Source organism: Kutzneria sp. NPDC052558 (assembly GCF_044547355.1).
Lineage (GTDB): Bacteria > Actinomycetota > Actinomycetes > Mycobacteriales > Pseudonocardiaceae > Kutzneria.
The window spans coordinates 1-21456 of the sequence record NZ_JBIUAG010000056.1; the positions used below are offsets into that span (position 1 = coordinate 1).

The window sequence follows — 21456 nt, forward strand, 5'->3', positions numbered from 1 at the left end:
ACGCGTCGGGCCAGGCGTTACACCCCGGGGAAGAGGACCACCGCAGCCTCCAGGAAGGGCAAGAAACGAAAGAAGGGTTAAAACACAAGCAGAGGCCTCCGCGCAAAATCCACCCGGAGTCGCCTGGATAACGGCCCCTCACCCCTCAAACAGACAACAACCCGCCACCCCTCAACTGCAAACTCCACCTCCGGCAACCGCGCGGCGCGGGCACAAGAAGCACAACCACACCCACCAAACCACTCTGCCGGGACAGGGGGCCCATATGTTTCGGTCTTCGGCGGGTTAGGCCTCAGACTCGGGCTCAACGACATCCGCAGCCTCGGCGCCGTTCGGGGCGGCGTCGCCGAGCACGACTTCCTCAGCAGCCGGGGCGTCAGGCTCCGGAGCGGTGACGGGAGCCTTCTCGACCTTGCCGCCGCGCAGCCGCTGCGAGATCACCGCGCTGATGCCGTCGCCGCGCATGGAGACGCCGTACAACGCGTCGGCGATCTCCATGGTGGGCTTCTGGTGGGTGATGATCAGCAGCTGGGACTTCTCCCGCAGCTGCTCGAACAGGGAGATCAGCCGGCGCAGGTTGGTGTCGTCCAGGGCCGCCTCGACCTCGTCCATGACGTAGAAGGGCGACGGGCGGGCCCGGAAGATGGCGACCAGCATGGCGACGGCCGCGAGGGACTTCTCGCCGCCGGAGAGCAGGGACAGGCGCTTGACCTTCTTGCCGGGCGGCCGGGCCTCCAGCTCGATGCCGGTGGTGAGCATGTCGTCGGGCTCGGTGAGCACGAGCTTGCCCTCGCCGCCGGGGAACAGGACCTTGAACACGGTCTCGAACTCGCGGGCGACGTCCCAGTAGGCCTCGGTGAAGACCTCGAGGATCTTGTCGTCGACCTCCTTGACCACGGTCAGCAGGTCGCGCCGGGTGGCCTTGAGGTCCTCCAGCTGGGTGGACAGGAACTTGTAGCGCTCCTCCAGCGCGGCGAACTCCTCCAGGGCCAGCGGGTTGACCTTGCCCAGCTGGGCCAGGTCCCGTTCGGCCCGCTTGGCCCGCCGGGCCTGCACGTCCCGGTTGTACGGCATGGGCTGCGGCGCGGTGACCTGCTCGCCCTGCTCTTTGGCCGCCTCGTACTCGGCGAGCTCGGTCGGCGTGGGCGGCACCGGCACGTCCGGCCCGTACTCGGCGACGAGGTCGTCGAGGCCGATGCCGTACTCGTCGGCGATCTTGGTCTCCAGCTGCTCCAGCCGCAGCCGCTGCTCGGCCCGCACGACCTCGTCGCGGTGCACGGCGTCGGTCAGCTTCTCCAGCTCGGTGGTCAGCTCCCGGACCCGCCCGCGCACGGTGCCCAGCGCCGCTTCGCGGTCGGCGCGGCGGGCCTGGGCGGCGTCCCGGTCGGCGGCGGCGCGGTGCAGCGAGGAGGCGATCCGCTGGAGCGCGGTCTCACCGCCGGAGACGACGGCGTTGGCGACGGCAGCCCCGCGCACCCGCGCGGCCCGGGCCCGCTCGGCCCGTTCGCGCGCTTCCCGCTCGGCGCGGGCGGCTCGGCGCAGCTGCTCGGCCTTGCCCTGCAACGCCCGCGCCCGCTCCTCGGCGGTACGCAGCGACAGCCGGGCGTCCATCTCGGCCTGCCGGGCGTGGTTGAGCTGGTTGGCGGCCTCGTCCCGCTCGGCGGTGTCGGGCTCCTCCTCGACCGCCTCTTCCTGCACGGCCGCGAGCCGCTCCTCCAGCTCGGCCAGTTTGCCGACGGCGTCCTCACGGGCCTGCTCCAGCTTGACCCGCTGGGCGCTGATCCGCTCCACCTCGGCTTCGGCCGACCGGACGGCCGCCTTGAGACGGTTGATCCGCTCGCCGGACCGGGCCCGCCGCACCTTGGCCTCGTTGAGCTGCTCCTTCAGCTCGCCGGCCTCGTTGCGCCGGGTCTGCTGCTCGGCACGGGCCCCGGCCAGCGCGGCGCTGGCGTGCTCCAGCGCCCGCTCGGCGGCAGCCAGCTTGTCCTGCGCCTCGTCGACGGCGGCCTGCACCTCGATGGTGCTCTGCGCCCGTCCCGAGCCGCCGATGGCCCAGTCGGTGCCGAGCACATCGCCTTCACGGGTGGCGGCGCGCAGCCCCATGGCGACCAGCTGCCGCGCGGCGGCGAGGTCGTCGACGACGGCCAGCTTCTCCAGGGCCCGTTCCACGGCCGGCCGCAGCGCCTCGGGGGCCCGTACGAGATCCACGGCCCAGCGCGCACCCGGCGGCAGCATCGGCCACGTCGAGCGGTCCGGCACCGGTCCCCCGGCGCCGATCAGCAGCCCGGCGCGGCCGGCGTCGGAAGTCCGCAGCAGCTCCAGCGCGGCGACGGCGTCCGAACCGCCGCCCACAGCGATGGCGTCGGCCACCGGGCCCAGCGCCGCCGCCAGCGCCACCTCGGCGCCGGCCTCGACGGTCAGCAGCGCGGCGACGGAGCCCAGCAGACCCGGCAGCCGGTCGCCGGCGGCCAGCAGCGCGCCCGCCCCGTCCTTGCGGGTGAGTCCCAGCGACAGCGCGTCGACCCGGGCCTTCCAGGACGAGATCTCCTTGTCGGCCGTCCGCTCGGCCTTGACCAGCTCCTCGACCCGCAGCCGAGCGGCCTTCTCGGCCTCGACGGCCTGGGCGTGCCGCTCCTCGACCCCGGCGTCGCCCTCGTCCTCGGTGCCGGTGACCTCCTGCTCCTCGGCCAGCTCGACCCGGGCGATCTCGGCCCGCTCGCCGGCCTCGGCCAGCGAGGTGGACAGCCGCTCGATCTCCTCGGCGGACGCGTTGTTCTTGCTGCGCAACGCTTCCACCTGGCCGGTGAGCCGGGCCAGGCCCTCGCGCCGGTCGGCGATCAGCCGGACCGCGGCCAGGTGGGCCTTCTCGGCGGCGGTGACCATGCGCTCCAGCTCGGCCCGCCGCTCGTTGCTCTCGGCCAGCACGATCCGGGCCTCGGTGACGGCCTCGTTGAGCTCCGCCTCCCGCTCCGCGGTCTGCTCGGCCTCGGCCTCCAGCTCCTCGGGGTCACGCCCGCCGCGGGAGGCCTCCGGCGCGGCCGACAGGTGCCGGGCGCGCTCCATGGCCAGCCGCACCGTGCCGCGCAGCCGCTCCTCCAGCGCGGACAGCCGGTACCAGGTCTCCTGCGCCTGCTGGAGGATCGGCGCGTCCTCGGCGACCAGCTGCTCCAGCTCGGACTGCTTGGCCGACGCCTGCTGCACCAGCTGCTCGACCTCGGTGCGCCGGGCCCGCGCCGCCGCCTCGTCGGCCTCGTCACGGTGCAGGTCGCCGCGCTGGGTGACCAGGTCGTCGGCGTGCAGGCGCAGCCGGGAGTCGCGCAGGTCGGCCTGCACGGCCTGGGCCTTGCGGGCGATCTCGGCCTGCTTGCCCAACGGCTTGAGCTGGCGGCGGAGCTCGGCGGTGAGGTCGGTCAACCGGGTCAGGTTGGCCTGCATGGCGTCCAGCTTGCGGAGCGCCTTCTCCTTGCGCTTGCGGTGTTTGAGGACGCCGGCCGCCTCCTCGACGAAGGCGCGGCGCTCCTCGGGCTTGGACTCCAGGATGGCCGACAGCTGGCCCTGGCCGACGATGACGTGCATCTCGCGGCCGATGCCGGAGTCGGACAGCAGCTCCTGGATGTCCAGCAGACGGCAGGAGTTGCCGTTGATCTCGTACTCGGTGGCGCCTTCGCGGAACATGCGGCGGGTGATCGACACCTCGGTGTACTCGATCGGCAGCGCGCCGTCGGCGTTGTCGATCGTGAGCGTCACCTCGGCCCGGCCGAGCGGGGCGCGGCCAGCGGTGCCGGCGAAGATGACGTCCTCCATCTTGCCGCCGCGCAAACCCTTGGCGCTGCCCTCGCCCATCACCCAGCGCAGCGCGTCCAGCACGTTGGACTTGCCGGACCCGTTGGGGCCGACCACACAGGTGATGCCCGGCTCGAAGCGCAGCGTCGTGGCCGAGGCGAAGGACTTGAAGCCCTTCAGCGTCAGGCTTTTCAGGTGCACGTCGGTAAGCCTTCGTCGGTGGGTTGCTCCGGCCGGGTTATCGGCCGAGGGTACCCGGCGGGCGGGCGGACCAGTCGCACGCTGGGCCGAATGGTGAAAAACAAACTGGCACGGCGCAATTTTCGGTAATTTCTTGACGCCCGCGACGCTCGGCGTCACGGTATGCGGTGTCCCGGCTACCCAGGGAGAATCCCGCATGCCCAGAACCCCCGCCGCGGTGGCGGCGGCCGCCAGCATAGCGCTGCTGCTGCCGTTGGCCGGCCCGGCCTCCGCGGCCCCCGCCCCCCTCTCCGACCGACAGCAGGCCTACGACTCGGCCGCCGCCGAGTTCGGCGTGCCGGCCGAGGTGCTGCTCGGCGTGTCGTACATGGAGTCGCAGTGGAACACCTACGGCGGCACGCCCAGCGTGGCCGCCGGCTACGGCCCCATGCACCTCACCGACTTCGCCACCGCCACCGCCAGCGCCTCCGCGCCGAGCGCCGAGTTCGACGGCGAGGACGCCCGCGGCGACGACAGCCGCCCCTTGCCCCAACACACGGTCCCCGCGCCGGCTGGCGTGCCGGCGGCGGCACTCCAGACGGCCCAGCAGGCCGCGCAGTTGGCCGGCACCACGACGGCCGCGGTACGCGGCGACGTCCGCCAGAACATCCGGGCCGGCGCGGCCCTGCTCGCCTCGTATCAGCAACAGCACAGCGCCAACACCGGCGACTGGTACGCGGCTGTGGCGAAGTACAGCGGCGCGACCGACAGCCGCTCGGCGGCCGACTTCGCCGACGAGGTCTTCCAGACCATCCGACAGGGTGTGACCCGCACCACAGATGATGGTCAGCTGGTCACGCTGCGTGCCGACGCCTCGGTCAAGCCGAACACCGCTCAGCTGGCCGGCCTGCACCTGACGCCGACCGATTCCACCGGCGTCGAGTGCCCGCGCGGCCTGTCCTGCGAGCTGGATCCGGCCGCCTACGCCCAGTACGGCCCCACCCCCGACGACTACGGCAACCACGACACCTCCGACCGCCCGGCGTCGCAGAAGATCGACTACATCGTCATCCACGACACCGAGGCGACCTGGGACACCACGCTCAACCTGATCCAGGACCCCAAGTACGTCAGCTGGAACTACACGATCCGGTCCCAGGACGGGCACATCGCCCAGCACGTGCTGGCCAAGGACGTGGCCTGGCACGCGGCCAACTGGTACATCAACACCCGGTCCATCGGCATCGAGCACGAGGGTTTCCTGGCCCAGTCCGGCTGGTACACCGAGGCGATGTACCGCGCGTCGGCCACGCTGGTGCGCTACCTGGCCGCCAAGTACCAGATCCCGTTGGACCGCCAGCACATTCTCGGCCACGACAACGTGCCGGGCATCACGCCGCCGTTCATTCCCACGCAGCACACCGATCCCGGCCCCTACTGGGACTGGGACCACTACTTCACGCTGCTGGGCGCGCCGCAGCCGGTCCCGCTGCCCGCGCCGCCGTTCGGCATGCTGACCATCCACCCCGACATGGCCACCAACAACGTGCCGTTCACCGGCTGCGTCACGCGCGGAACGCCTTGCCCGGCAAGGGGTTCCAGCGAGGTCGTGCTGCACTCGCAGCCCAGTGACACCTCGCCGCTGCTGACCGACCTCGGCCTGCACCCCAACGGCGCGCCGCAGACCATGGACGTCAACGACGTCGGCAGCCGGGTGTCCGAGGGGCAGCAGTACGCCATCGCCGACCGCAAGGGCGGCTGGATCGCCATCTGGTACCTCGGCCAGAAGGGCTGGTTCCACGCCAAGGACGCGGTGTTCGCCGCCGGCCTGGTCGTGACTCCCAAGCCGGGCAAGGCATCCGTGCCGATCTACGGTCGCGCCTATCCCGAGGCCTCGGCCTATCCGCCCGGGACGACGCCGCAGGCCATCGTGCCGCAGCCCTACACCCTGGACGCGGGCCAGAGCTACGTGTACGGCGGCCTGGCCCCGTCGCAGTACCTGGCCACGGTGTACGACCCCACCGGCACCGTGAACACCAAGCCGGTCAACGGCAAGACGCGCTACTACGAGATCCAGTACGGGCACCGCGTCGAGTTCGTCAACGCCGACGACGTGCAGTTGAAGCCGGCGCTGTAGGCCGGGAAACCCAGCCAAGGGGCGACAATCGCCCCGCGCGGGACGCGTGGCGAAGGAACAGCCGGCCTCTGGCTGAGGCCGGCTGTTTCCCTTTGCCCCGTCAGGCTTTCGGGGTCAGGTCCACCAGGAACTTCTGGTCCACGGTGACCACGTCCATCCGGTCGATGTCGGCCAGGTTGAACGAGGTTGCCGCCGGCACCGTGCTCTCGGTCTCGGTCCCGTTGCGCCACCAGCCGGCGCTCTGGGTCTGGCCGTTCTTGTTGTGCACCAACAGCTGGCACACCTGACCGGCCGGCAGGTTGGACACCTTGAGGTTGATCTGGGTGCCCCACGCCTTGGTCAGCAGGTCGGCGCTGGCCGCCACCTTGCTGGTCTGGTCGGTGGCCGTCCACACCGAGGTCGGCTGCTCGGCCACCGGCGTGCTGGTCAGCGAGCGCTGCACGAACACCGCGCTCACCGCCACCGCCGCCACCAGAATCGCGGCCATGGTGAAGAAGTTGCGCCGGCTGGTGCGGCGGTCGGTCTCCTTGCGACGCCGGCTGGCCGGGCCCTTGGACGCCGGACCCGACGGCGGCGCCGGCGGTTCCGGCCGCTGCGGGGCCGAGCGCAGCGACTCAGCGGGCCGCTGCGGCGGCCGGGGCTGCTCCGGCACCGGCGGCACCAGATGCCGGCCCAGGTTCGGGTCCGGCATCCGGCCCATGTCCGGCATGCGGCTGGGGTTCGTCGGCCGCGGCCGGGGCAGCGGCATGGACGGGTGCTCGGGCAGACCGGGATCGCCCGGTGGCCCCAGTGAACTCGGGTCCAGGTCGAACCCGTCGATGTCCTCCAAGTCGGCCAAGGAGATCCGCCCCAGCAGGCCCGGCAGCGGCGAGAACCGCACCAGTTCCTGCTGGCAGAACGGACACCCGGCGAGATGGCGCTCCATCTGCGAGCGCTCCCCCGGTTCGAGGGAGCCAAGCACGTAGACGCCAAGGGATACTGAGTGCTGGCAACTCATAGCTCGGTCACCCCCCGCTCCTCCAACGCTCCCCGAAGCGCGCGCAACGCGTAGAAGCAGCGCGACTTGACCGTGCCCGCGGGGACGCCCAGCACGGTTGCAGCCTCGGACACGGTCCGACGGCAGTAGTACAGCTCCACGATGACCTGGCGATGGTCATGACTGAGCGACCGCATCGCCTCGGCAATCTGCCAGGCCTGCAATACGTGATCCAGTTCGTCGGAGCCCGAGGGGAGCTCATCGGTCTCCAGCGGAACCTCAGGAGCTCTGGCCTCCTTGCGGCGGTGACCAGAGATGATGAGGTTGCGCGCGACCGTGTACAGCCACGGGCCGGCCTGCTCGGGTTCCAAGGAGTCGGAGTGCTTCCATGCGCGCAGCAACGTCTCCTGCACGATGTCCTCGGCGTACTGGTAATCGCCGCGCACCGCCCTGAGCACGTAGCCCAGTAGCGGCCGCCGGTAGCGGCCGTACAGCTGCCGTGCCAACTCGTCACTACGCTTCGCGCTCTGACCCACGAACGTTCAATACGGGGCCGGGTCGCCGGCGGTTCAGCGTTCTTCAAAACCTTTTTGGACACCCCTGGCCTCCGACCATCGCTCGACGACCAACTGCACACGTCCAGGAGTGGCATCGGAGTTCAACGCGGCGAGCAACTTCTCGCAGGCAGACCGGGTTCCCTCGGCCACCACCTGCACGCGGCCGTCGGCCAGGTTGGTGGCCGCGCCGTCCAGTCCGAGCTCCAGCGCCCGGCTGCGGGTCCACCAGCGGAAGCCGACGCCCTGCACGCGACCGTGCACCCAGGCGGTGAGGCGGACCGCCGGCCCGTCGAAATCCGTCATCTGGCAATGATCGCGCGCATGCCCTCCCACCTGCCCGGAAGGGGGCAGCAAGGGCGTTGTACCCCGTTCGCCCGCCCGTGTGTCACCCATTAGTGGTACGGTCGCGCGCCGTGAGCCCCCGAAGCAGACGACCGGCCACCGCCGGCATGCTCGTCGGACTGACCCTCGGCGCCGTGTGCGCCGGTGGCGCGTCGGTCGCCGTCGGGCCCGCGACCCTGACCGGCGTGCTCCTCGGCGAGTCGAGCCCGCTCAACCCGGCGCCCGCGGCGACGCAGCAGCTGGGCAGCGCCGCCGGCCACGAGCTGAACAACCGCCTGGCCACCTCGACCGCCGGCGCGCCCGTGGACACCAGCTCGGCCTCGCCGACCACCACGGCCACCAGCACGACCACGGCGACCAGCACCACCACGACCACGTCGGAGCCGCCGAGCAGCACCACCATCGCGCTCCCGACCACGACCGTCGGCAAGCCGCCGCCGGTGGACACCAGCGCGGCCGCCCAGGTGGTGGCGCTGGTGAACAAGGAGCGGGCCGCCGCCGGCTGCCAGCCGCTGACCGAGGACAAGCGCCTCGACCAGGCCGCCCAGGGCCACAGCGACGACATGGCCAAGAACAACTACTTCTCGCACACCTCGCAGGACGGCCGCACCTTCGTTGACCGCGAGGAAAAGGCCGGCTACCCCAGCCCCGGCGGCGAGAACATCGCCGAGGGCTACACCAGCGCGGACGCGGTGATGGACGGCTGGATGCACTCCGACGGCCACCGCCGCAACATCCTGGACTGCAGTTTTGCCACCATCGGAGTCGGCGTGACCACCAAGGGGTGGTACTGGGTGCAGGACTTCGGCAGGTAGCCGCATGCCCTCCCGTTTTGTCACCGGAACGCGTGACGCCCGTACTGAGTGCTTTTCACCGCAGCCGACACGACCCGTATTCTCTCGCCGGGGCGGTAACGAGGAGATCACGTGAGCGAGCTTGCGAGCGAACCATCAAGCACAGTAGCGGCGCTCGCGCGGCCGACGAAGGAGGCGGCGTGAGCGAGCTGAGCCCACCCGAGAGGGCTTTGCTGAGCCCACCCAAGCGGAGTGGCGCGCCGCGGCAGTCGGCCAAGGTTCTGATGGCCGCGGCCGGGGTCGTGGTGGCGACGGCGTTCGCCTCGGTGGCCGCGATGGCGGCCGGCCAGGGCGGTCCCGCCCAGTCGTCCCCGCACCAGAACGTGGACCCGGCCTCGCAGCAGTTCGGCGGGTCGACGGGCACGTCCGACACGGACGGCGCCACCGCCGGCGGCGGCGACACCAGCACCAGCTCGTCGAGCACCAGCTCGTCCAAGCCCAAGACCAGCACCACCAGCGCGTCGAAGACGACCACGACGACGCCGAACCAGGGCGGCAGTAACCCGCCCGAGGGCACCGGGCCGATCACCCCGACCGACGGCGGCAACAGCCCGACCTCGCCCACGCACGAGACGACACCGACGACCACCACCACGACGACCTCAACGACGACGACCACCGCCGACACGACGACCAGCAAGTCTGCGGGCTGATCAGGCCGCGAACTCGCTGCGGGCGAACAGGCTTGTGCGGCGGGCCAGCGAGACCGCGTGGTCGGCGAAACGCTCGTAGTTCTGGCTGAGCACGGTGGCGTCGACCGCGACGGCGACGCCGTGCGGCCAGTCCTCGCGGGTGACCGCCGTGAACACCGCGCGGTGCAGGTCGTCCATCACGTCGTCGCTGGCGTCCAAGAAGTCGACCAGTTCCGGGTCGCCGGTGCGGATCACCTGCTCCGCGGTGTTGGCCAGGGTGATGGCCAGCTGGCCCATGTCCGCGAACGGCGGGCGCAGCTCGTCCGGCAACACGTGCCCCGGGTGACGCCGCCGGGCCGCGCGGGCGATGTGCAGCGCAAGATCCCCCATGCGCTCCACCGTGTCCACGGCGTGCACGGCCGCGAGCACCACTCGCAGATCGGTGGCGGCCAGCAGCTGTTCCTCGCACGCGGCCCGGGACCGGGCCAGCGCCGCGTCGCCCGTGATGACCTTCTCGGCCAGCGCCAGATCGGCGTCCAACAGCGCCACGCTGGCGCGTTGCATGGCCTCTCCGACCTGGCGGCACAGGTCGGCCAACTGGTCGAGCCGACGGTGCTTGACCTTGCCCACCCGACCGAGGGTAGGCGCGCGTAAACGGAATGGGACGCCGCAGCGCACAACCCTGACGCGACCTGAACGCGCAGTGCCGGGCCGACCGCTGGCGGACGGCCGGCCCGGGCCTAGCTCATCACCGGAACGGGTGATGAATCTTCACGCGGCTCCGCCGCTGTTGGCGATCCACTGGGCGCCGGTCTGCCTGGCCGCCTTGCGGGCCTCCAGCAGAGCGGAGATGACCAGGTCGACCTCCTCCTCGGAGAGGAACGCGACCTCGCCCGGCGGCGCCTGCAGCACCACCTTGTCGCCAGCAGACCACACGCGCAGGGCCCGGCGCTTCTTGCCGAACCCGAGACAGGACACCTCGTGGCCCTCTGGTGAGCTCATGGCCAACTCCTCCCTGCGAGAGGCTGGTCGTCGCGGCCGGGATCCTGGGGGTAGCCGCACCTCTCGCACGATCACGTAGAACATAGATGTACGCACCGCAGTTGTTACGCACTCTATCCGCGCACTTTGCGTCCAAACGGGTGATGTTGTGTCATCAATCGGGACAAGTTGTCACCATTTGTAAAGGTCGTACCCCGGTCAACTACATGACCGTCCGCTGTCGATCGCCCATCCGGCGTCACTGCGGGAGCCCGGGGCTCCGTTCGGCGGTAGGTAGCGGACGGTGCTCGAACGAGCACAGGGCGTACACTCGACGCATCACGCAGGCCGATGGCCGCATGGAACCCCAGAAAAACAAGACGGCCCCTTGCGGGGCCGTCGGGTCAACCCTGTTACCGGTTGACGGGGTATGGCAAGCATACACACCCCCTCCACGGTCACACAAACTAGGACGTTCAGTGGCTCGCGTCATCGCTTACATCGACGGCTTCAACCTGTACCACGGCCTGCGTGCCAAGTACCGCCATCGCTATCTCTGGCTGAATCTGGAACATCTCATCCAGCGCCTGCGCCCCAACGACGAGATCGTGCTGATCAGGTACTTCACCGCCCTCGTGCTCGACGACGATCCGGCGATCCTCCGGCAGCAGAACTACCTCAACGCCCTCAAGGCCCACAGCGGCGCGAAGATCGACATCGTGTTGGGGCGCTACACCCGCTCGGACTTCGTCTGCCAGAACTGCGGACACCAACGGATCAAGTACGAGGAGAAGGAGACCGACGTCAACATCGCGGTCTCGATCGTCGCCGACACCGCGGCCCAGACGTCCGACATCGCGCTTGTCGTGTCCGCCGACAGCGACCTCTGTCCGGCGATCCGCATGGCCCGGAGTCTCGGCACGCGCCGAGGCATGATCGCCGTCTTTCCGCCGGCGCGCAGCTCCTTCGAAGTCCGGTCGCTGATCCGTGGCGCCTTCACGTTGCCGGCCGAGCACATCCGCAACTCGTTGCTTCCTGACGACGTGGTCGATCCGGTCAGCGGCCGTTCCTACCGGCGGCCGGTCAAGTGGCGGTGAGGGGTCAGCTTTCGAAGCGGTAGCCCATGCCGGGTTCGGTGAGCAGGTGGCGGGGGCGGGAGGGCTCGGGTTCGAGCTTGCGGCGCAGCTGGGCCAGGTAGACCCGCAGGTAGTGGGACTCGGTCGCGTACTGGGGGCCCCAGACGTCCTGGAGGAGCTGTTTCTGCGCGACGAGACGGCCGCGGTTGCGGACGAGGACCTCGAGGACTCCCCACTCGGTGGGGGTGAGGTGCACCTCCTGGCCGTCGCGGTGGACCTTCTTGGCGGCCAGGTCGACGGTGAACGACGCGGTTTCGACGACGGCCTGCTCGCCGTCGGCGGCGGAGGTGGCGGAGCGACGGACGGCGGCGCGCAGGCGGGCCAGGAGCTCGTCCATGCCGAAGGGCTTGGTGACGTAGTCGTCGGCCCCGGCGTCGAGGGCCTCGACCTTGTCGGAGGAGTCGGTGCGGGCCGAGAGCACGAGGATGGGCACGGTGGTCCAGCCGCGCAGGCCGGCGATGACGTCGGTGCCGTCCAGGTCGGGCAGGCCCAGGTCGAGCACGACGACGTCGGGCTTGGTCTCGGCGGCGGCGCGCAGGGCGCTGGCGCCGTCGTGGGCGGTCAGGACCTGGTACCCCCGGGCGGACAGGTTGATCCGCAGGGCCCGCACGATCTGCGGCTCGTCGTCGACTACCAGCACCTTGGTCACAGACCCTCCTCGCCGGCGCTCGTCGCATCCGCGACCGAGGTCGCTGTGCTCAATGGTGGCCTCGCAAGCTCAGTCACGTGTTCCTCCTTGGCCGGCAACGAGATCACCACGGTGAGGCCGCCACCCGGCGTGTCCTCGGCGGCTATCGTGCCGCCCATCGCCTCGGTGAATCCCTTCGCCACGCTCAACCCCAGTCCGACCCCGCTGGTCGCGTCGCGGTCCCCCAGCCGCTGGAACGGCTGGAACAGCGCGTCGCCGGTCCCCTTGGGCAGTCCCCGGCCCCGGTCGACCACGCGCAGTTCGACCTGCGCGGCGTGCGTGCTGGCCCGGACCTCGACCACGGGCTCGCCGTTCACGCTGCTCCCCGGCCTGCCGTGGCGCAAGGCGTTGTCGATCACGTTCGCGATCACCCGTTCGAGCAAGCCGGGGTCGGCCAGCACCAGCGGCAGCCGCTCGTCCACGTCGACCAGCACCTTGCGGCGGTCGTCGAGGCCGGACAGGGCCAGCGCCACGATCTCGTAGTACGCCACGGCCCGCAGCTGGGGCTGCACGGCCCCGGTGGCCAGCCGGGAGGAGTCGAGCAGGTTGTCCACCAGCCCGGCCAGCCGGTCGGCCGATTCCTCCACGGTGGCCAGGAGTTCGCCGGTGTCCTCTTCGGACAGATGCAGCTCCGGGTCGCGGAGGCTGCCGGCGGCGGCCTTGATCGAGGTCAACGGCGTACGCAGATCGTGCCCGACGGCGGACAGCAGCGCGGTCCGCAACTCGGTGGTCTCGGCCCGGCGCTGGGCGTCGGCGGTCTGCGCGGCCATTCGCTGCTGCCGCAACGCCAACAGGGCCTGACCCGCGGCGGCTTCCAGGGCGCGGCGGTCGGCGGCCTCCAGCGCTCGGCCCCGCAATGCCAGGTGCACCTCGGGTGTCACGGGAACGTCCACATCGGCCTCATCGGGATCGTCGCACGGCTTCGGCCCGACGCAGGCGACCCGTTCCCACTTGCCGTGCTTGTGCTCCAGCAGCGCCACGGAGGTGAGCCCGAAGTTCTCGCGGACCTTCTCCAGCAGCCGCACCAACGGGTACGGGCTGGTGAGCACGGTCCGCGCGTACGAGGCCAGCAGCGCGGCCTCGGTGCGGGCCCGCGCCGCCTGCTCAGCCCGCCGCGCGGCCCGGTCCACCACCAGCGCCACCATCACCGCGACGACCACCATGGCGATGAGGGTGATCACGTTCTCGCCGTCGGCGACGGTCAGCGAGTACAGCGGCGGCGTGAAGAAGAAGTTGAGCAGCCCGGCCGACAGCGCGGCGGCGACCACGGCCGGCCCGACGCCGCCGACCAGCGCGACGATGACCGTGGCCAGGAAGTAGTCCACGGTGTCGGTGGACACGGTGATGGTGCCGTGCAGCAGCACGCCGATGCCGGTGGCCACGGCCGGCAGCAGCAGCGACAGGGCCCAGCCCATGATCTTGCGCTGCGGGGCCAGCGGGCTGCGGCCGAGCTTCCACTTGAAGGCCCGCTTGGCCTCGCTGTGGGTGACCATGTGCACGTCGATCGGCCCGGACTCCTGCACGACCGTCGCGCCGATGCCCTCCTCGAACAGCCGCGCCACCCGCGACCGCCGGGAGGTGCCCAGCACCAGCTGAGTGGCGTTCACGCCGCGGGCGAAGTCCATCAACGCGGTCGGCACGTCGTCGCCGACCACGGTGTGGAAGGTCGCCCCCATGTCGTCGGCCAGCCGCCGGTACTTGGCCACCTTGTCGGCGGGCGCGCCACGCAGCCCGTCGCCGCGCAGGATGTGCAGCACGAGCAGTTCGGCCCCGGCCCTGGTGGCGATGCGCCGGGCCCGCCGGATCAGCGTCTCGCTCTCCGGCCCGGCGGTGATGGCTGCCACCACCCGTTCCCGGGTCTCCCAGGTCTCGGTGATCTTCTGTTCGGACCGGTACCGCTGCAACGCCACGTCGACCTGGTCGGCCACCCACAGCAGCGCCAGTTCGCGCAGCGCGGTGAGGTTGCCGACCCGGAAGTAGTTGCCGAGCGCGGCGTCGATCTTGCGGGCCGGGTAGACGTTGCCGTGGGCGAGCCGGCGGCGCAGCGCCTCGGGCGTGATGTCGACCAGCTCGATCTGCTCGGCCGAGCGCACGAACTGGTCGGGCACGGTCTCGTGCTGGGGCACCCCGGTGATCCGCTCGACCACGTCGTTGAGGCTTTCGAGGTGCTGCACGTTGACCGTGGACAGCACGTCGACGCCGGCGTCGAGCAGCTCCTCGATGTCCTGCCAGCGCTTCTCGTTGCGCGAGCCGGGCACGTTGGTGTGGGCCAGCTCGTCGACCAGCGCGACCTCGGGCTTGCGGGCCAGGATCGCGTCGACGTCCATCTCCTCGAACTCGAGGCCCCGGTGGGTCAGGTGCTGGCGCGGCACGATCTCCAGGCCCTCGACCAGCTGCGCGGTCTTCTCGCGGCCGTGCGTCTCGACGAGCCCGACGACCACGTCGGTGCCGCGGTCGGCGCGGCGGCGCGCCTCTCCGAGCATCGCGAAGGTCTTGCCGACCCCCGGCGCCGCCCCGAGGTAGATGCGCAGCTCGCCGCGCCGCGGTTTCTCCGGTTGCACGTGGCTCAGTCTGCCCTGATCAGCGCTTCGCTGCCTGCACGGCCAGGTTCAGCGCCAGCACGTTCACTCCCGGCTCGCCGAGGAAGCCGGCGGCCCGTCCGCTGGTGTTGTCGTCGACGATCTTCGTCACCTGGTCTGCCGACAGCCCGTTCACCTTGGCCACCCTGGCGATCTGGAGCTTCGCGTAGGCCGGGCTGATCGACGGGTCCAGCCCCGAGGCCGACGCGGTCACGGCGTCGGTGGGCACCTGGTCCACCGACACGCCCTCGCGCTTGGCGATCTCCTCCTTGCGCGCCTTGATCTGGGCCACCAGCACGGGGTTGTCGGCCGACAGGTTGGACGGGGCCGAGGTGGCCGCGTCGTTGTCGGCCAGGCCGAGCTTGGTGTTGTCGGTGGCCGAGAAGTCCGACGCGGTGGCCGAGGGCCGGGTGTGGAAGTACGGGTCGTTGTCCGGGTCCTTGGCCACCGGGTTCAGCCCGATCAGCGAGGAGCCGACCGGCTGGCCGTCGACCTGGACGATGGAGCCGTTGGCCTGCGCCGACAGCCCCGGGATCTGGCCGACTCCCCACACCGCGAGGGGATAGACGATCCCCAGCAGCAGGGTCAGCAGGATCACCATCCGCAGTCCGGCCGCGGTCTGCTTGAGCAGTCCTGAACGCATGGCGGGTCACCCGATTCCAGGGATGAGACGGATCACGAGGTCGATGAGCCAGATGCCGATGAACGGCGTGATGATGCCGCCGACGCCGTAGATCAGCAGGTTGCGGCGCAGCAGGCTGGACGCGCTGGACGGCCGGTAGCGCACGCCCCGCAGGGCCAGCGGGATCAGCAGCACGATGATCAGCGCGTTGAAGATGACCGCGGACAGGATGGCCGAGGTCGGCGTGGCCAGGTGCATGATGTTCAGCCGCCCCAGGCCCGGGTAGATGGCCGCGAACATGGCCGGCAGGATGGCGAAGTACTTGGCCAGGTCGTTGGCGATGCTGAAGGTGGTCAGCGCGCCCCTGGTGATCAGCAACTGCTTGCCGATCTCCACGATCTCGATCAGCTTGGTCGGGTCCGAGTCGAGGTCGACCATGTTGCCGGCCTCCTTGGCGGCCGACGTGCCGGTGTTCATGGCCACGCCGACGTCGGCCTGGGCCAGCGCGGGCGCGTCGTTGGTGCCGTCGCCGGTCATCGCGACCAGCTTGCCGCCCTCCTGCTCCTTGCGGATCAGGGCCATCTTGTCCTCGGGCTTGGCCTCGGCCAGGAAGTCGTCCACCCCGGCCTCGGCGGCGATGGCCCGCGCGGTCAGCGGGTTGTCGCCGGTGATCATCACCGTCTTGATGCCCATGGCCCGCAGCTCGTCGAAACGCTCCTTCATGCCCGGCTTGACCACATCGGACAGTCGGATCACCCCGCGCACCACCGCGACTCCGCCGGAGAGCTCGGCGCAGACCAGCGGCGTGCCGCCGTCCTGGCTGATCTGGTCGACGACCTCGTGCACCTGGTCGGGCACCTGGCCGTTGTGCTCAAGCACCCAGGCCCGCACCGAGCTGGCCGCGCCCTTGCGCACCTGGCGGCCGTCGATGTCGATGCCGGACATCCGGGTCTGCGCGGTGAACGGGACGAACTCGGCCGACTTCTCGGCGTTGTCGGGCTCGGCCGGCAGGCCGAAGTCCTTCGTGCACAGTTCGACGATGCTGCGGCCCTCGGGCGTGCCGTCGGCCAGGCTGGACAGCCGGGCCGCGGCGGCCAGGTCGTCCCTTGTGGACGTTCCGACCGGGATCAGCTCGGTGGCCCGCCGGTTGCCGAAGGTGATGGTGCCGGTCTTGTCCAGCAGCAGCGTGTCCACGTCGCCGGCGGCCTCGACCGCGCGGCCGGACATGGCCAGCACGTTGCGCTGCACCAGCCGGTCCATGCCGGCGATGCCGATGGCCGACAGCAGCGCGCCGATCGTCGTCGGGATCAGGCACACCAGCAGCGCGGTCAGCACGATCACCGACTGCGGGCTGCCGGAGTAGATGGCCATCGGCTGCAACGCGACGACCGCGAGCAGGAAGATGATCGTCAGCACCGCGAGCAGGATGGTCAGCGCGATCTCGTTGGGCGTCTTCTGCCGGGAAGCGCCTTCCACCAACGCGATCATTCGGTCCACAAAGGACTCGCCCGGCTTGGTCGTGATCTTCACGACGATCCGGTCGGACAGCACCGTGGTGCCGCCGGTGACCGCCGAGCGGTCGCCGCCGGACTCCCGGATCACCGGGGCCGACTCGCCGGTGATGGCCGACTCGTCAACCGTGGCAATGCCTTCGATGACGTCGCCGTCGCCGGGAATGACCTCGCCCGCCTCGACGACCACCAGGTCGCCGATGGTCAGTTCCGTGCCAGGAACGCGTTCCTCGGAGCCGTCCTCCCGCAACCGCCGGGCGACCGACTCCTTCTTGGTGCGGCGCAACGACTCCGCCTGCGCCTTGCCCCGGCCCTCGGCCACCGCCTCGGCCAGGTTGGCGAACAGCACGGTGAACCACAGCCACAGCGTGGCCACGATGGAGAACACCGTGGGAAAGGTGGCGGCGAAGACCGTGGACAGCGCCGACCCGACCCAGACCACGAACATGACCGGGTTCTTCATCTGGTGGCGCGGGTTCAGCTTGCGCAGCGCGTCCGGCAGCGAGCCGACCAGCTGCCGCGGGTTGAAGGCCCCGGCCTGGAGCTTGCGACCCGCGTTCTCCGCGTGGTGGCGGTCCACCTCCTCCACGCGACGCTGCGACTTTTCGGTGGTGATGCTCATGACATGGCCTCCGCGATGGGACCGAGGGCCAGCGCGGGCACGAAGGTCAGCGCGGCGACGAGGAGCACGGTGCCGCCGACCATGGACGCGAACAGCGGTCCGCTGGTGGGCAGCGTGCCGGCCGAGGGCGGGATCTTCTTCTGGGCGGCCAGGCCGCCGGCGAGGCAGAGCACGGCCAGGATCGGGATGAACCGGCCGAGCACCATGGCCACGCCCAGGGTGGACTGGAACCAGTCGCTGGTCACGGTCAGGCCGCCGAAGGCGCTGCCGTTGTTGTTGGACGCCGAGGCGTAGGCGTAGAGGATCTCGGACAGGCCGTGCGCCCCGCTGTTGGTCAGCGCCGAGGCGGTGGCGGGCAGCACCGCGGCGATGCCGGCCAGCACCAGCACCAGGGTCGGCATGGCCAGCATGGCGATCGACGCCATGGTGACTTCCTTGCGCCCCAGCTTCTTGCCCAGGTACTCGGGCGTGCGCCCGACCATCAGGCCGGCCAGGAACACCGCGACGACGGCGAACACCAGGATGCTGTAGATGCCGGTGCCGGTGCCGCCGGGCGAGATCTCGCTGAACAGCATGTTCAGCATCGCGCCGCCGCCGCCCAGGCCGGAGAGGCTGTCGTGGGCCGCGTTGACGGCGCCGGTCGAAGTGCCGGTGGTCGAGTCGGCGAACAGGGCCGAACCGGGGATGCCGAACCGGGTTTCCTTGCCCTCCATGGCTCCGCCGGCCAGCAGGGCCGCCGGGCCGTTGGGGTGCGCCTCGGCCCACCAGATCACCGCGAGCATGCCGCCCCACAGGAACGTCATCACCGACAGGATGGTGTAGCCCTGCTTCTTGTCGGCCACCATCACGCCGAAGGTGCGGGTCAGCGCGACCGGGATGACCAGCTCCAGGAAGATCTCGATGATGTTGGTCCAGGCGTTGGGGTTCTCGAAGGGGTGGGCCGAGTTGGCGTTGAAGATGCCGCCGCCGTTGGTGCCCAGTTCCTTGATCGCCTCCTGACTGGCCGCCGGGGCCAGGGCGATGGTGTGCTGGCTGCCGTCGATCGCGGTGACCGTGATGCCGCCGGACAGGCTGTCGACCACGCCGAGTCCGATGAGGACGATCGCGAACACGAACGACAGCGGCAGCAGGATCCGGATCACCGTGCGGGTCAGGTCGACCCACAGGTTGCCGATCCGGTCGATGCCGGCCCGCATGAAGCCGCGGATCAGGGCGACCGCGACGCAGATGCCGATCGCCGCCGACACGAAGTTCTGCACGGTCAGGCCGGCCATCTGCACCAGGTGGCCGAAGGCCTGCTCCGGCACGTAGGACTGCCAGTTGGTGTTGGTGACGAAGGAGACCGCGGTGTTGAAGGCGGTGGCCGGGGTGATCTCCGGCCGGCCCAGGCCCAGCGGCAGCACGGTCTGCAGGCGCTGCAGCAGATACAGCACCACGACCGAGACGAAGGAGAAGCCGATCACGCCGTAGGCGTAGGTGCTCCAGCGCTGGTCGGAGTCCGCGTCGACGCGCACCGCCTTGTACAGCGCGCGTTCCACCCGCCAGTGCTTGGCGCTGAGGTAGGCGCGGGCCATGTAGTCGCCCAGCGGCTTGTAGACCGCCGCGAGCGCGGCTATCAGCAGCGCGACCTGAAGCAGGCCGGCAACAGTGTCCGACATCAGAATTTCTCCGGCTTGATCAGGGCGACGAACAGGTAGACCAGCAACAGCAGGGCGAGCACGCCACCGAGGACGTTCGCCACCAGACCGGCGCCGTCCATCACAGCCGCTCCAATCCACGCACCATGAGCGCGAGCACTCCGAAGACGCCGATGACCAGCACGGCGTAGGCCAGGTCGGCCATGACGCGCCGCTCCCCTCACCCCTGCGGCCACCCCGACGGCGGCCGCGATCGCCAGAAGCGTGCATCCGCGCTCAGCCCGGGCGAGGCCGCCTGACGGTGTCTTGACGTCCCCCTACGCGGCATTGACGCGAAATTGACGCGACCGGTGAGCCAGCTCTCCACCCGATCGGGCGACAAGTACGCGGAGCGTGACCAGTTGACCGGCCGTTCACCCCGTGCGGCCGCGGCTCACCGTCGTGACCAGGCCGTTATCGGCGTCAAGACCGTCACCGAGAGTGTCGGCGTCGGAACGGTCAGCGGTCGTCCCAGCCCCGCCGGAAGCTGATCGGGTAGACCAACTCCTCCCCTCGCGCACGGGGAAGGCGTCTCACGGCGGCGGGCTATCCTGGCGGTCCGATGTGACCGGTTTCTGGAGGCCTGCCGTGACCACCGAGCACCAGGTGAGCCAGCAGCAGTCGCTCCAGCTGCTGATCTCCCTGCACCGGCTGATGCGCACCATCCGGCAGGCCGCGCCGACCGGGCTCTACCCGACCCAGCTGATCGTGCTGTCCCAGCTGTTGCAGAGCGGCCCGATGCGGGTCGGCGAGCTGGCCGCGCAGGTGCCGTGCTCGCAGCCGACCGCCACCACGATGGTCAGCACCCTGGAGACGATGGGCCTGGTGGTCCGCGAGCCGGACCCGTCCGACCGGCGGGCGATCCAGGTGACGCTGACCGACCTCGGCCGGGACACCATCATCACGCTGGCGCACGGCGAGGCCGAGGTCTTCGCCCAGCGGCTGGGCGAGCTGGACCCCGAGGAGGCGGCCCAGGTGCTGGCGGTCCAGCCGCTGCTGGACCGCCTGTCCGGCCTGCGCTTCGCCGACCAGACCGCGTCCCGGTTCGCCCGGCAGCACCCGTCGCCGGATCAGAACCCGGCCACGTAGTACAGCCCGACCGAGGCGACCAGCGCGTTGGCCGGCACCACCAGCCACAGCAGCCGGCGGTCGGTCCGGCTGTAATGCCCGACCATGATCGAGATGATCGCCGCCGGCACGCCCAGCACCACCAGCCCGATCGCGCCGCCGCGGGCGAGCGCCACCACCGGCAGCACCCGCAGCAGCCACCAGGCCGGTTGCAGGCTGTAGACGTAGGCCAGCACCTTGCCGGTCAGCGTCGACTCGTCCGGCGTCAGGTACGGCGTGAGGGCCCGGACCGTCGGCAGCTGCGCCACCGCGTCCACGCCCTCCTTGCCGCGGGTCAGCATCGGCAGCGAGACCGCCAGCCCGACCAGGCCGGTGAGCAGGAAGAACGGCGTGGTGTGGTAGCTGCGCAGCGAGGCCCCGAACAGCAGCGCGCTGGCCGTGGTGACGATCAGGCCGATCAGGGCCAGCGTCTCGACGCCGTCGCTGCGGGGCTGCTTGATCTGCCGGGTCGGCTCGTCCGGCTGGGGCGGCGGCGGGTAGCCGGCCGCCGAGCGCAGCTCGGCCGCGTAGGCCTCGGGCGGGCCAAGGCGCAGCTCCAACTGGTCCTCGCCGTGCTCCCGGGCCAGCTCCCGGACGTGCTCCTCGGTGTCCTCCAGCAGCTCGTCCACCTCGGCCTGGGGCAGGTCGGACAGGGCGGCCCGCATCCTGGTCAGGAAGCGCTCAGTAGTTGATCCATCGTCTTCGCGAACGTCCGCCACGTCCTGCACGACTCCTCCAGTCGAACGCGTCCCGATTCGCTGACGCGGTAGTACTTGCGGTGCGGGCCCTCCTCGCTCGGCACGACGTAGGAGGTGAGCAGGTCGGCCTTGTAGAGCCGGCGCAGCGTGCCGTACACGGAGGCGTCGGCCACCTCGTCCAGACCGCTGGCCCGCAGCCGTCTGAGCACGTCGTAGCCGTAGCCGTCCTCCTCCCGGAGCACGGCCAGGACCGCCAGGTCCAGGACGCCCTTGAGCAGCTGGCTGGTGTCCACCCCGAACCTCCCGGTGATGCGCTGGCCACACTATTCCGCAATGCGCACTACCGCACAACCCGGGATTCCCCCTAGGGGCCCA

At 70.6% G+C, this 21456-nt stretch carries 19 protein-coding genes; 5 read left to right on the forward strand and 14 right to left on the reverse strand.

Features of this window, described 5'->3' with window-relative positions:
• Positions 1-285 precede the first annotated feature (285 nt).
• Positions 286-3984, reverse strand: a complete 3699-nt coding sequence (gene smc, locus ACIG5F_RS47345; RefSeq protein ID WP_396526943.1) for a chromosome segregation protein SMC — start codon at positions 3982-3984, stop codon at positions 286-288.
• A 196-nt stretch (positions 3985-4180) separates the two neighbouring features.
• On the opposite strand from smc, the gene ACIG5F_RS47350 reads away from it, so the two are divergent.
• Positions 4181-6100, forward strand: a complete 1920-nt coding sequence (locus ACIG5F_RS47350) for an N-acetylmuramoyl-L-alanine amidase (protein ID WP_396526944.1) — start codon at positions 4181-4183, stop codon at positions 6098-6100.
• A 100-nt stretch (positions 6101-6200) separates the two neighbouring features.
• Here the strand turns inward: ACIG5F_RS47350 and ACIG5F_RS47355 are convergent, their stop codons facing one another.
• From ACIG5F_RS47355 to ACIG5F_RS47365, 3 genes are all read right to left on the reverse strand, one after another.
• Positions 6201-7025, reverse strand: coding sequence for a hypothetical protein (locus ACIG5F_RS47355; RefSeq protein ID WP_396526945.1), 825 nt, complete (start codon positions 7023-7025; stop codon positions 6201-6203).
• Between the two features lie 68 nt (positions 7026-7093).
• Entirely contained in the window at positions 7094-7612 is a 519-nt protein-coding gene (locus ACIG5F_RS47360) for a sigma-70 family RNA polymerase sigma factor (RefSeq protein ID WP_116178414.1), read from the reverse strand.
• 33 nt (positions 7613-7645) lie between these two features.
• Positions 7646-7936: an acylphosphatase gene (locus ACIG5F_RS47365; protein WP_396526946.1), complete on the reverse strand. Its 291-nt coding sequence runs from the start codon at positions 7934-7936 to the stop codon at positions 7646-7648.
• A gap of 110 nt (positions 7937-8046) precedes the next feature.
• On the opposite strand from ACIG5F_RS47365, the gene ACIG5F_RS47370 reads away from it, so the two are divergent.
• Both ACIG5F_RS47370 and ACIG5F_RS47375 read left to right on the forward strand, forming a co-directional pair.
• Positions 8047-8790, forward strand: coding sequence for a CAP domain-containing protein (locus tag ACIG5F_RS47370; protein ID WP_396526947.1), 744 nt, complete (start codon positions 8047-8049; stop codon positions 8788-8790).
• A 179-nt stretch (positions 8791-8969) separates the two neighbouring features.
• Positions 8970-9482, forward strand: coding sequence for a hypothetical protein (locus ACIG5F_RS47375; protein ID WP_396526948.1), 513 nt, complete (start codon positions 8970-8972; stop codon positions 9480-9482).
• Here ACIG5F_RS47375 and ACIG5F_RS47380 read toward each other — a convergent pair whose 3' ends face one another.
• Complete coding sequence (locus ACIG5F_RS47380) at positions 9483-10091, reverse strand: phosphate signaling complex PhoU family protein (RefSeq protein WP_396526949.1); 609 nt, start codon at positions 10089-10091, stop codon at positions 9483-9485.
• Positions 10092-10232: 141 nt separating this feature from the next.
• Positions 10233-10463 (reverse strand): hypothetical protein, encoded by a 231-nt coding sequence (locus tag ACIG5F_RS47385; RefSeq protein WP_396526950.1) that lies wholly within the window; start codon positions 10461-10463, stop codon positions 10233-10235.
• A gap of 458 nt (positions 10464-10921) precedes the next feature.
• On the opposite strand from ACIG5F_RS47385, the gene ACIG5F_RS47390 reads away from it, so the two are divergent.
• On the forward strand, positions 10922-11539 hold the full coding sequence (locus tag ACIG5F_RS47390) for an NYN domain-containing protein (protein WP_396526951.1): 618 nt from the start codon (positions 10922-10924) through the stop codon (positions 11537-11539).
• Positions 11540-11543: 4 nt separating this feature from the next.
• Here ACIG5F_RS47390 and ACIG5F_RS47395 read toward each other — a convergent pair whose 3' ends face one another.
• Genes ACIG5F_RS47395 through kdpF form a run of 6 tightly spaced genes read right to left on the reverse strand, consistent with a single transcriptional unit; the run spans position 11544 to position 19359 of the window.
• Positions 11544-12227 carry a response regulator gene (locus ACIG5F_RS47395; RefSeq protein ID WP_396526952.1) on the reverse strand — a complete coding sequence of 228 codons (684 nt, stop codon included), beginning with the start codon at positions 12225-12227 and terminating at the stop codon, positions 11544-11546.
• On the reverse strand, positions 12224-14827 hold the full coding sequence (locus ACIG5F_RS47400) for a DUF4118 domain-containing protein (protein WP_396526953.1): 2604 nt from the start codon (positions 14825-14827) through the stop codon (positions 12224-12226). The genes ACIG5F_RS47395 and ACIG5F_RS47400 overlap by 4 nt, the downstream gene beginning before the upstream one ends.
• 19 nt (positions 14828-14846) lie before the next feature.
• Positions 14847-15488: a K(+)-transporting ATPase subunit C gene (gene kdpC, locus ACIG5F_RS47405; RefSeq protein ID WP_396526954.1), complete on the reverse strand. Its 642-nt coding sequence runs from the start codon at positions 15486-15488 to the stop codon at positions 14847-14849.
• Between the two features lie 6 nt (positions 15489-15494).
• Entirely contained in the window at positions 15495-17600 is a 2106-nt protein-coding gene (kdpB, locus tag ACIG5F_RS47410) for a potassium-transporting ATPase subunit KdpB (protein WP_396526955.1), read from the reverse strand.
• Entirely contained in the window at positions 17597-19258 is a 1662-nt protein-coding gene (gene kdpA / locus ACIG5F_RS47415) for a potassium-transporting ATPase subunit KdpA (RefSeq protein ID WP_396526956.1), read from the reverse strand. The genes kdpB and kdpA overlap by 4 nt, the downstream gene beginning before the upstream one ends.
• A complete protein-coding gene (gene kdpF, locus ACIG5F_RS47420; protein ID WP_043722762.1) occupies positions 19258-19359 on the reverse strand; it encodes a K(+)-transporting ATPase subunit F in 102 nt (33 codons plus the stop codon). The genes kdpA and kdpF overlap by 1 nt, the downstream gene beginning before the upstream one ends.
• Positions 19360-19864: 505 nt before the next feature.
• Here kdpF and ACIG5F_RS47425 point away from each other — a divergent pair.
• On the forward strand, positions 19865-20365 hold the full coding sequence (locus ACIG5F_RS47425) for a MarR family winged helix-turn-helix transcriptional regulator (protein WP_396526957.1): 501 nt from the start codon (positions 19865-19867) through the stop codon (positions 20363-20365).
• Here ACIG5F_RS47425 and ACIG5F_RS47430 read toward each other — a convergent pair.
• Together ACIG5F_RS47430 and ACIG5F_RS47435 are read right to left on the reverse strand one after the other, a co-directional pair.
• Complete coding sequence (locus ACIG5F_RS47430; RefSeq protein WP_396526958.1) at positions 20347-21048, reverse strand: HAAS signaling domain-containing protein; 702 nt, start codon at positions 21046-21048, stop codon at positions 20347-20349. The genes ACIG5F_RS47425 and ACIG5F_RS47430 overlap by 19 nt on opposite strands.
• Before the next feature lie 5 nt (positions 21049-21053).
• Positions 21054-21374, reverse strand: a complete 321-nt coding sequence (locus ACIG5F_RS47435) for a PadR family transcriptional regulator (RefSeq protein WP_396526959.1) — start codon at positions 21372-21374, stop codon at positions 21054-21056.
• Positions 21375-21456: the final 82 nt, after the last annotated feature.

What these genes read in the sequence shown, in the direction of transcription:
- kdpF (WP_043722762.1), bottom strand. Translation starts at nt 19,359, where the DNA reads ATGGACGGCGCCGGTCTGGTGGCGAACGTCCTCGGTGGCGTGCTCGCC.
- ACIG5F_RS47385 (WP_396526950.1), bottom strand. Translation starts at nt 10,463, where the DNA reads ATGAGCTCACCAGAGGGCCACGAGGTGTCCTGTCTCGGGTTCGGCAAG.
- ACIG5F_RS47365 (WP_396526946.1), bottom strand. Translation starts at nt 7,936, where the DNA reads ATGACGGATTTCGACGGGCCGGCGGTCCGCCTCACCGCCTGGGTGCAC.
- ACIG5F_RS47430 (WP_396526958.1), bottom strand. Translation starts at nt 21,048, where the DNA reads ATGCGGGCCGCCCTGTCCGACCTGCCCCAGGCCGAGGTGGACGAGCTG.
- ACIG5F_RS47350 (WP_396526944.1), top strand. Translation starts at nt 4,181, where the DNA reads ATGCCCAGAACCCCCGCCGCGGTGGCGGCGGCCGCCAGCATAGCGCTG.
- kdpA (WP_396526956.1), bottom strand. Translation starts at nt 19,258, where the DNA reads ATGTCGGACACTGTTGCCGGCCTGCTTCAGGTCGCGCTGCTGATAGCC.
- kdpB (WP_396526955.1), bottom strand. Translation starts at nt 17,600, where the DNA reads ATGAGCATCACCACCGAAAAGTCGCAGCGTCGCGTGGAGGAGGTGGAC.
- kdpC (WP_396526954.1), bottom strand. Translation starts at nt 15,488, where the DNA reads ATGCGTTCAGGACTGCTCAAGCAGACCGCGGCCGGACTGCGGATGGTG.
- ACIG5F_RS47355 (WP_396526945.1), bottom strand. Translation starts at nt 7,025, where the DNA reads ATGGAGCGCCATCTCGCCGGGTGTCCGTTCTGCCAGCAGGAACTGGTG.